This window comes from Pseudomonas sp. SCA2728.1_7 (genome assembly GCF_018138145.1).
In the GTDB taxonomy this organism is placed as follows: Bacteria; Pseudomonadota; Gammaproteobacteria; order Pseudomonadales; family Pseudomonadaceae; genus Aquipseudomonas; species Aquipseudomonas koreensis_A.
In genome coordinates this window covers 1,934,728-1,944,532 of record NZ_CP073104.1, presented here as the reverse complement: position 1 = coordinate 1,944,532, position 9,805 = coordinate 1,934,728, and the positions used below count along the sequence as shown (strand labels likewise).

General features: G+C 60.6%; 7 protein-coding genes. 2 read left to right on the top strand and 5 right to left on the bottom strand.

Going from position 1 to position 9,805, the window contains the following annotated elements; translation table 11 throughout:
- Positions 1 to 125 precede the first annotated feature (125 nt).
- From KBP52_RS08505 to KBP52_RS08490, 4 genes are all read right to left on the bottom strand, one after another.
- Positions 126 to 1,796, bottom strand: coding sequence for a bifunctional protein-serine/threonine kinase/phosphatase (locus KBP52_RS08505; RefSeq protein ID WP_212622607.1), 1,671 nt, complete (start codon positions 1,794 to 1,796; stop codon positions 126 to 128).
- 7 nt (positions 1,797 to 1,803) lie between these two features.
- The gene (locus KBP52_RS08500; protein ID WP_034152863.1) at positions 1,804 to 3,015 is read right to left on the bottom strand and encodes a nitrate/nitrite transporter; all 1,212 of its coding nucleotides are present in this window, start codon (positions 3,013 to 3,015) and stop codon (positions 1,804 to 1,806) included.
- Positions 3,016 to 3,448: 433 nt separating this feature from the next.
- Positions 3,449 to 4,024, bottom strand: coding sequence for an ANTAR domain-containing protein (locus tag KBP52_RS08495; protein ID WP_212622606.1), 576 nt, complete (start codon positions 4,022 to 4,024; stop codon positions 3,449 to 3,451).
- A 15-nt stretch (positions 4,025 to 4,039) separates the two neighbouring features.
- A complete protein-coding gene (locus KBP52_RS08490; RefSeq protein ID WP_212622605.1) occupies positions 4,040 to 5,251 on the bottom strand; it encodes a CmpA/NrtA family ABC transporter substrate-binding protein in 1,212 nt (403 codons plus the stop codon).
- A gap of 223 nt (positions 5,252 to 5,474) precedes the next feature.
- Here KBP52_RS08490 and KBP52_RS08485 point away from each other — a divergent pair, with 223 nt between their 5' ends.
- Positions 5,475 to 6,494, top strand: a complete 1,020-nt coding sequence (locus KBP52_RS08485; RefSeq protein WP_034152862.1) for a quinone-dependent dihydroorotate dehydrogenase — start codon at positions 5,475 to 5,477, stop codon at positions 6,492 to 6,494.
- Positions 6,495 to 6,750: 256 nt separating this feature from the next.
- Here the strand turns inward: KBP52_RS08485 and KBP52_RS08480 are convergent, their stop codons facing one another.
- Complete coding sequence (locus tag KBP52_RS08480; protein ID WP_003223300.1) at positions 6,751 to 6,966, bottom strand: ribosome modulation factor; 216 nt, start codon at positions 6,964 to 6,966, stop codon at positions 6,751 to 6,753.
- A gap of 532 nt (positions 6,967 to 7,498) precedes the next feature.
- On the opposite strand from KBP52_RS08480, the gene rlmKL reads away from it, so the two are divergent.
- The gene (gene rlmKL / locus KBP52_RS08475; protein WP_095047738.1) at positions 7,499 to 9,769 is read left to right on the top strand and encodes a bifunctional 23S rRNA (guanine(2069)-N(7))-methyltransferase RlmK/23S rRNA (guanine(2445)-N(2))-methyltransferase RlmL; all 2,271 of its coding nucleotides are present in this window, start codon (positions 7,499 to 7,501) and stop codon (positions 9,767 to 9,769) included.
- The last annotated feature ends 36 nt before the right edge of the window (positions 9,770 to 9,805 follow it).

Here is a 9,805-nt window from a genome sequence, read left to right as displayed (position 1 = left end):
TGGGGCGCTCAGGTAGATGGATTTGTGGTGATTGGGCTGACGTCATCGCGAGCAGGCTCACTCCTACAGGGGAACGCATTTCAAATTGTAGGAGTGAGCCTGCTCGCGATGGCCGCGACGCGGTGTCAGTGATGAAACAACAAAATCAGCAGCACCAGATTTCCCAACAGAGCCACCAACGCCATCGTCCGCCAGACCTTCAACGGCTCACGCTCCAATAATGGTCTGGGCCGCACACCCAAACTGCGCCGCTCGCCCTGTTCCAACACCAACAACCATTCCTCAGCCGTTTCAAACCGTTGTTGCGGATCAGCCGCCACCCCACGCTCCAGACTCTGCGCCAGCCATTCCGGCAGATCCGGCCGATAGCGACTGGCGCTTACCGCCACAGCAAATCGCGGCCGCTGAAATGCTTCGATCTCGCCATAGGGATAATGCCCGGTGAGCTGGAAGTACAGGGTCACGCCGACTGCATACAAATCCTGTTGCGCACTCGGCGGATCCCCGCGAAACGCTTCCGGGGCGATGTAGCTGGGCGTTCCCGGCAACGTTGACGGCGCGTCTTCGGACAATCCCGGACAATACGCCAGGCCAAAATCCAGCAGACGCAATTCGCCATCGTCACCCACGTGCAGATTTTCCGGTTTGATGTCCCGGTGCAGAATCTGCCGCCGATGCAACAGCCCGACCGAGCGCAACAGGCGCTCGGCGATGTCCTGCCATTGCGCCAAGGGTAAAGGCCCATTTTGTTGAAAAATCTGCGCCAGCGTCGTCCCGGAGTATTCGCGCATCACGTAGTACAAATGCTGACGCTGGCTGCACGCATGGACTTCAGGAAAATGCCGTCCGGCCACACGTTTCAGGAACCATTCTTCGGACAACAGCGCTTGCCCGGCGTAGGAATCATCAGCGGAGCGCGTGGGCAGGGTTTTCAGCAACCACCTCTGACCCTGACCATCCAGCACTCGATAAAGCAGCGATTGCTGACTCTGAGCAACAATCTCTTGCACCTGCCAGCCTTCAAAGTGCTGCCCGGATTTCAGCGCTGGAGGCAGTGGCCATTGCTGCAGATGAATCAGCGCATCGCCGATACTGGCCTCACCCAATGCATCCACCCGCACCAGCAAAGCACTGGCATTGTCCTGGCTCCCCGCCAGATGCGCGGCGTTGACCAGCGTCTGCGCGGCGCTGTGCAAATCTGGCTGATCACGCAGAATCGCCGCAATGGCGGTATCGCCGAGTGTCGACCAGACACCGTCACTGAGCAAAACAAAGCACTCGCCGTCGCGCAGTTCACCGTCAAGGAAGTCCAGCACCAGATGCTGATCCAGCCCCAGCGCACGCTTGAGCACATGCTGCATGCCTTGCTGTTCCCAAACGTGATCTTCAGAGATCCGCTGCAAACTTTCGCGGTGCCAGCGATACACCCGGCAATCGCCGACGTGGGCGAGGGTAAAGCGCCGACCGCGCATGACCAAGGCACTGACCGTGGTGAGCAACGGCTGACCACCGCCATTGGCCTGCAACCAGCGGTTTTGTGCGAGCAGCAGGCGATCCAGTGCCTGGGCCACGCTCCAGGTTTCCGGCGTGGCGTAATAGTCGAGCGCCAAGGCCTGCAAGGTCGAACGCGCAGCCAGTCCGCCATCGGCACACTGGCTGACGCCGTCGGCGATGGCGAACAGAAAACCTTTGCTCGCCGCCAACGCCGGAGCGGGCGTGACCAGGCGCAAAGCGTCCTGATTTTCCGCGCGCGGGCCGGTGGCGCTGGCTTCGGCAAAACTCAGTTGCAGGGCCATCGACGCTTCAGACCCGCGCCGCCGTCACCGCCGCCGAACCCCAAGTGGTTCTCCAGCGACGCTTGACGCCGTGCAGACCAAACCACGCCAACACGCCGAGGCTGGCGAACAACCACAGGGCCAGTTGATAGCTGCCGGTGCTCTGTTTGATCGCGCCCATGCCGGCGGCCAAGGCAAAGCCGCCGATGCCGCCGGCCATGCCGATCAGCCCGGTCATGACACCGATCTCCAGACGAAAACGCTGCGGCACCAGTTGGAACACCGCGCCGTTGCCTGCGCCTAAGCCGAGCATGGTGCAGACGAAAAGTGCCAGCGCCGCGTAGGAACTTGGCAGATTGAAGCCGACGGCCGCTATGCAGACGGCAGCGACGGTGTACATCGCCAGCAAGGTGCGGATGCCACCGAAACGGTCAGCCAGGGCGCCACCCAATGGCCGCATCAGACTGCCGCCGAACACGCAGGCGGCGGTGTAGTAACCAGCGGTCACCGGGCTCAAGCCGTACTGATCGTTGAAGTAGCCGGGCAGGGCGCTGGCCAGACCGATGAAGCCGCCGAAGGTCACGCTGTAGAAAAACATGAACCACCAACTGTCACGGTCGCCCAAGGCTTTGAAGTAGTCGGCCATGGCTTTGGCTTTCGGCCGCTGCGGCGCATTTTTGGCCAGCCAGGCAAACAGCACCAGTGTCAGGATCAATGGAATCAGGGCGAAACCGAAAACGTTGCTCCAGCCAAATGCGGCGGCGAGCACCGGTGCCAGCAGCGCGGCGAACACGGTGCCGGAGTTGCCCGCACCGGCAATGCCCATGGCTTTGCCCTGATGCTGTGGCGGGTACCACTGCGAAGCCAGCGGCAGCGCAACAGCAAACGACGCGCCGGCCATGCCGAGGAACAGGCCGAGGATCAGCGCCTGCTCGTAGCTATGAATGCCGATTTTCCAGGCACCGAACAGTGCGCAGATGACAATGACCTGGCCGATCAGCCCGGCGGTTTTCGGCGACAGTCGATCGGCGAGCATGCCCATGATGAAACGCAGCACCGCGCCAGCAAGGATCGGCGTGGCGACGACGAGGCCACGTTGTTGCGTGGTCAGGTGCAGGTCGGCGGCGATTTGCACCGCCAACGGGCCGAGCAGGTACCAGACCATGAAGCTCAGGTCGAAATAGAGGAAGGCCGCGAACAATGTCGGGGTGTGGCCGGATTTCCAGAAGCTTGAATTCATCGCGCACCTCAGCTGAAAAGAGTCTCGAAAGGAGTCATGCAACAGCAAGTGGGGCGCCGCTACGGCCGCACCACCGGCCCCGAGCTGTGGGGCCAAAACGCAAAAACGCCGCTACCTGATGCGCCGGTTGGGCGAACGGGTGAGCGACGTCTTTGTCGTGGGTGGGGCAACCGCCGTTGGTTACCTGTGCGTTTTACCTAGCGAGATTTGTGCCAACAGCCGGAAAATCAAAAGCCCCTCACCCTAGCCCTCTCCCGGAGGGAGAGGGGACTGACCGAGGTGTCTTGCGCCAAACATCGACCTGAGAAACCGAGTCGATTATGGATTCACAGCAGAAATTGCAGGTCGGCGTATTTCCCGAGCATCCCCCGGTCGGTCCCCTCTCCCTCGGGGAGAGGGCTAGGGTGAGGGGCTCTTCAGCGGTGAGAACACCTCAGCCCAGCAGCTCACTCATGGCAATAATCTGCTCCGCCACCTGAATCAGCTTCTGCTGCCGGCTCATCGCCTGGCGCCGCATCAAGGTATAAGCCTCTTCCTCATTGCAATCCTTCATCTTCATCAATAACCCCTTGGCCAGCTCAATACGCTTGCGCTCAGCCAATTGCAGGTCTCGCGCCTGCAACTGCGCACGCAACGCCTGATCACTCTCGAATCGCGCCATCGCCACATCGAGAATCGGCTGCAGACGCTGGGCGTGAATGCCCTCTACGATGTACGCACTGACCCCGGACTTGATCGCCTGGCGCATCACCCCCGGATCATGTTCGTCGGTAAACATCACGATCGGCCGAGGCTGGTCGCGGCTGACCAGCACGACTTGCTCCATGACATCGCGGCTCGGTGACTCGGTATCGATCAGGATCACGTCCGGGCGCACCGTTTCGACGCGCGCGGGCAGGTCGATGGTCAGACCGGATTCATCGATGACTTCGAAACCGGCTTCAATCAGCGCGGCTTTCAGGCGCCCGACTTTTTTCGCTGTGTCGTTGATCAACAGAATGCGCAACATGTTCGCGGTCTCCTGTCAGCGGCGGGCGAGAAGGGGGGCGTCGTCGTTCAACGCGTGCAACTTGAAACTGCGCGCGTAGCCGGCCGGGTCGCTGCCGTCCCAGACTTTGCCGTCGAGCAACTGGCTGCTGCGCATGTCGGTGCCCCACGCTGCCACGCCGACAGCGGTTGCCGCATCGCGGTAGATATCCAGTCGCTGGACCTGCCGGGCGACGCCGAGGTAATCCGGATCCTCACGCAGCAGGCCCCAGCGGCGGAACTGGGTCATGAACCACATGCCGTCCGACAGATACGGCAGATTCACCTCGCCGTTGCCGTGGAAGCGCAGCGCATGAGGATCCTGCCAACGATTGCCGAGGCCATCGGCATAGTCACCGAGAAAACGCGGTTCGATGCACGCAAGCGGCGCGTCCAGATACTCCGGCGCGCTGAGCAATTGCGCGGTGCTGCGACGATTTTCCGGGCTCTCTTCGATAAAGCGGCTGGCTTCAAGGATCGCCATCACCAGCGCCCGCGCCGTGTTCGGGTATTGCTCGACAAATTCACGAGTGCAGCCAAGGACTTTTTCCGGGTGATCGGGCCAGATGGTCTGACTGGTCGCCAAGGTAAACCCGAGATTCTGCTGCACCGCGCTCGCGGCCCAAGGCTCGCCGACACAAAAACCGTCGATGCGCCCGGCTTGCAGATGCGCGACCATTTGCGGCGGCGGCACCACCACACTGTCGACATCCTGCAACGGATGAATGCCCTGACTTGCCAGCCAGTAATAAAGCCACATCGCGTGCGTGCCCGTGGGGAAGGTCTGCGCGAAGGTGAGTTTTGCGCGGCTTTGGTGCACGTGGCGGTCCAGTGCTTCAGGACTGCTCACGCCAAGGTTCTGCAGACCGTGAGAGAGGTTGAGGCTCTGGCCGTTCTGGTTCAGGCCCATCAGCACAGCCATATCGGTCGGAGCAACGCCGCCGATGCCCAGATGCACCGCGTAAATCAGCCCATAAAGACTGTGTGCAGCGTCGAGTTCGCCGCTGACCAGATTGTCGCGCAGATTCGCCCAAGAGGCCTGGCGCTTCAGGTTCAGCGTTAGTCCGTAAGGTTGGGCAAAGCCCTGTGTGGCGGCAACGACAACCGATGCGCAGTCGCTCAACGCCATGAAACCGAGGTTGATTGCAGTCTTTTCCGGGGCATCGCTGCCATTGACCCAGGCCAGGGGCCCTACCGAAGGTTCATTCATACACCGCCACCTCGAAAAAAAGCGCCGCCGCGGACTTTGCGCAGGCAAAACCCGGGACGACGCCATTGTCCTTGCCCGCTTGCCGTCATTGGCCTGCGCGCTGATAGTCAAGGAGGGTGCAAGGCATATGCCAGTGCCAGTGATTTGCGCGTGCGCCTCGCGCCGCAGGTCGATGCCCGGCTATAATCGCCGCCTCTTTTCGCCGCCCGAGTCATCGCCGCCCATGTACACCCTGGCCCGTCAGCTGTTGTTCAAACTTTCCCCGGAAACCTCCCACGATCTGTCGCTGGATCTGATCGGCGCGGGTGGGCGTTTGGGCCTCAACGGCTTGCTGTGCAAGGCGCCGGCGAAGAAGCCGGTGACGGTCATGGGCCTCGAATTCCCGAACCCGGTGGGTCTGGCTGCCGGTCTGGACAAGAACGGCGCGGCCATCGATGGCTTTGCGCAACTGGGTTTCGGTTTTGTCGAAATCGGCACCGTGACCCCGCGTCCGCAGCCGGGCAATCCGAAACCACGGATTTTCCGCCTGCCGGAAGCCGAGGCGATCATCAACCGCATGGGCTTCAACAACCTCGGTGTCGATAACCTTTTGGCGCGCGTTGCCGCCGCTAAGTACAAAGGCGTGCTGGGCATCAACATCGGCAAGAACTTCGATACGCCGGTCGAGCGTGCGGTCGACGATTACCTGATCTGCCTGGATAAGGTCTACGCCCACGCCAGCTACGTGACGGTCAACGTCAGTTCGCCGAACACCCCGGGACTGCGCAGCCTGCAGTTCGGCGATTCGCTGAAGCAGTTGCTCGCGGATCTGGCCACGCGCCGCGCTGAACTGGCGTTGCGTCATGGCAAACATGTGCCGCTGGCGATCAAGATCGCGCCGGACATGACCGATGAAGAAACCGCGCAGGTGGCTCAGGCGCTGATCGAAACCGGCATGGACGCGGTGATCGCTACCAACACCACACTCAGCCGTGTCGGTGTCGAAGGCATGGAGCATGGCGACGAGGCGGGCGGTTTGTCCGGTGCGCCGGTGCGGGAGAAGAGCACCAATACCGTGAAGGTGCTGGCGGGTGAGTTGGCTGGGCGTTTGCCGATCATTGCGGCGGGCGGGATTACTGAAGGCAAACATGCGGCTGAGAAGATTCTGGCGGGTGCGAGCCTGGTGCAGATCTATTCCGGCTTCATCTATAAGGGCCCGGCGCTGATCCGTGAATCGGTAGACGCCATCGCCGCCTTGCGCTGATCCATAGACACCACTGTTCCCTTGTAGGAGTGAGCCTGCTCGCGATAGCTTTCTTTCGGTCACTTCATCAGCGACTGACAGACCGCTATCGCGAGCAGGCTCACTCCTACAGGTTTTGTGTATGGCACAGATAATGTGGCAGGCATAAAAAAGGGCTCCTCGAAGGAGCCCCTGGGCCGCAGCCCGCCGTCCGGGAAGGACGTGCATGGTAAGTCGTTACAAATTCAGATTGTCGTGTCGGAATTAATGCCCTGTGTCAGCCGACGGCGTGAAGTTCGTTGAGTCTGTGGATTCCCGCAGTGCCGGTCATACCGTCCCAGTTGTCGCCACGTCCTTCTCGCCAGCCGTTAATCCAGGCTTGGCGTACCGACGGTAGAGTAAATGGGCAAAGCTCACGGGATTTGCCACCAACGCCATATTGATATCCGCGCAAAAATGCTCTTTCCAACGGATCACGCTTAAGTCTTCTCATAGGGTGTTTCCCTCACTTGTTGACTGTTTTGTGTCGCGTTGACCTCAACTGAGGTCTGGCAGAAGAAACCTGCCATGGTGCGGCTCGCTGCCGGCGTGGCGAGCCAAGGTGTTGACGCCGTTGCGACGTCAACCTGTGTTCAGTTCTAACCAATGAGTCACACCGAGGGAATGATCGTTTTGTCATAAGGACGTAACGAAATTAGTGCTACAGCCATAAGTAACGACGGGTTTCATGCACGGTTTTTCAGCAAACCCCGGTATGATCGGCCCCGCGCTGGATGATGGGGTTAATTCTTTAGTGAGAATGACCCACGTTTGCGCTGGGGTATAAAGCGACGAAGGGTCGCTTTAAGACTTTTTGTTTCACCAACTTTTTTATCTGTCCCGGCATCTAAGCTCTTTTAACCCGAGCAGCGGGGATGGAACGGCACACCTTCGTGCCACGCGGGCGTTCTTTTAGAAAAGCGCCTGATTGAAAACCGGATCGGCAATGCGTTGCCGATTCACTAGCCAAAGGCTCTGGAAATACCATGTCCGACCGTTTCGAACTCTTCCTCACTTGCCCTAAAGGCCTTGAAGGCCTGCTCATCGAGGAAGCCGTCGGGCTTGGCCTTGAAGAAGCGCGCGAGCACACTTCCGCCGTGCGTGGCATGGCGACCATGGAAACCGCTTATCGCCTGTGCCTCTGGTCGCGTCTGGCCAACCGCGTATTACTGGTGCTCAAGCGTTTCCCGATGAAAGACGCTGAAGACCTCTACCACGGTGTGCTCGACATCGAGTGGCAGGATCACATGCTCAGCGACGGCACCCTGGCCGTCGAATTCAGCGGCCACGGTTCCGGCATCGACAACACCCACTTCGGTGCCCTGAAAGTCAAAGACGCCATCGTCGACAAACTGCGCACCCCGCAGGGCGACCGTCCGTCGATCGACAAGCTCAACCCGGACCTACGCATTCACCTGCGTCTGGATCGCGGTGAAGCGATTCTCTCCCTCGACCTCTCCGGCCACAGCCTGCACCAGCGCGGTTACCGTCTGCAGCAGGGCGCGGCGCCGCTGAAGGAAAACCTCGCGGCAGCCATCCTGATCCGTTCCGGCTGGCCGCGCATTGCTGCCGAAGGCGGCGCGCTGGCTGACCCGATGTGCGGTGTCGGTACGTTCCTCGTCGAAGCCGGCATGATTGCCGCCGACATGGCGCCGAACCTGCGTCGTGAGCAGTGGGGCTTCACCGCGTGGCTCGGTCACGTGCCGGCGCTGTGGAAAAAACTCCACGAAGAGGCCGTCGAGCGCGCCGCTGCCGGTCTGGCCAAGCCACCGCTGTGGATTCGCGGTTACGAAGCCGACCCTCGTCTGATTCAGCCGGGCCGCAACAACGTTGAGCGTGCGGGCCTGAGCGAGTGGATCAAGATCTACCAGGGCGAAGTCGCGACTTTCGAGCCGCGTCCGGATCAGAACCAGAAAGGTCTGGTGATCTGCAACCCACCGTACGGCGAGCGTCTCGGTGACGAAGCCAGCCTGTTGTATCTCTACCAGAACCTCGGCGAGCGTCTGCGTCAGGCCTGCCTGAACTGGGAAGCGGCGGTGTTCACCGGCGCGCCGGATCTGGGCAAGCGCATGGGCATTCGCAGCCATAAACAGTATTCGTTCTGGAACGGCGCGCTGCCGTGCAAACTGCTGTTGATCAAAGTGCTGCCGGATCAGTTCGTCACTGGCGAGCGTCGCACCCCGGAACAGCGTCAGGCTGAGCGCGAGCAAGCGGCTTACGATCAGACCCCGGACGAGCCGCAAGAACGCAAGTTCAACAAGAACGGCAACCCGATCAAACCGACGCCAGCCCCGGCACCGGTGATCGAGCAGCCGCGCTTGAGCGAAGGCGGGCAGATGTTTGCCAACCGCCTGCAAAAAAACCTCAAGGCCATGGGCAAGTGGGTCAAGCGCGAAGGCATCGATTGCTACCGCGTCTACGATGCCGACATGCCTGAATATGCAATGGCGATCGACCTGTACCACGATTGGGTGCACGTTCAGGAATACGCCGCGCCAAAATCCATCGATCCGGAAAAAGCCTCGGCACGCATGTTCGATGCCCTGGCAGCGATTCCGCAGGCGCTGAACGTCGACAAGAGCCGCGTGGTGGTCAAACGCCGCGAGCGCCAGAGCGGCACCAAGCAGTACGAGCGTCAGGCTGCGCAAGGCAAGTTCAATGAAGTCAGCGAGGGCGGCGTGAAGTTGCTGGTCAACCTCACCGACTACCTCGACACCGGCCTGTTCCTCGATCACCGTCCGATGCGCATGCGTATTCAGAAAGAGGCCGCCGGCAAGCGCTTCCTCAATCTGTTCTGCTACACCGCGACCGCCAGCGTGCACGCGGCCAAGGGCGGCGCGCGCAGCACCACCAGCGTCGATCTGTCGAAGACTTACCTCGACTGGGCGCGTCGCAACCTGTCGCTGAACGGCTATTCGGACAAGAACCGTCTGGAGCAGGGCGATGTCATGGCGTGGCTGGAAAGCAGCCGTGACGAGTACGACCTGATCTTTATCGATCCACCGACATTCTCCAACTCCAAGCGCATGGAAGGCATCTTCGACGTGCAACGTGATCAGGTGCAGTTGATTGACCTGGCCATGGCCCGTCTGGCAACCGGCGGTGTGCTGTATTTCTCCAACAACTTCCGCAAGTTCCAGTTGGAAGAAAACCTCGCCGAGCGTTACGCGGTCGAGGAAATCAGCGCGCAGACCATCGATCCGGATTTCGCCCGCAACACCAAGATTCACCGCGCCTGGAAAATCACGGCTCGTTGACGCTTTGCGCAATTGGATCCACAGAGCCTTGATTTT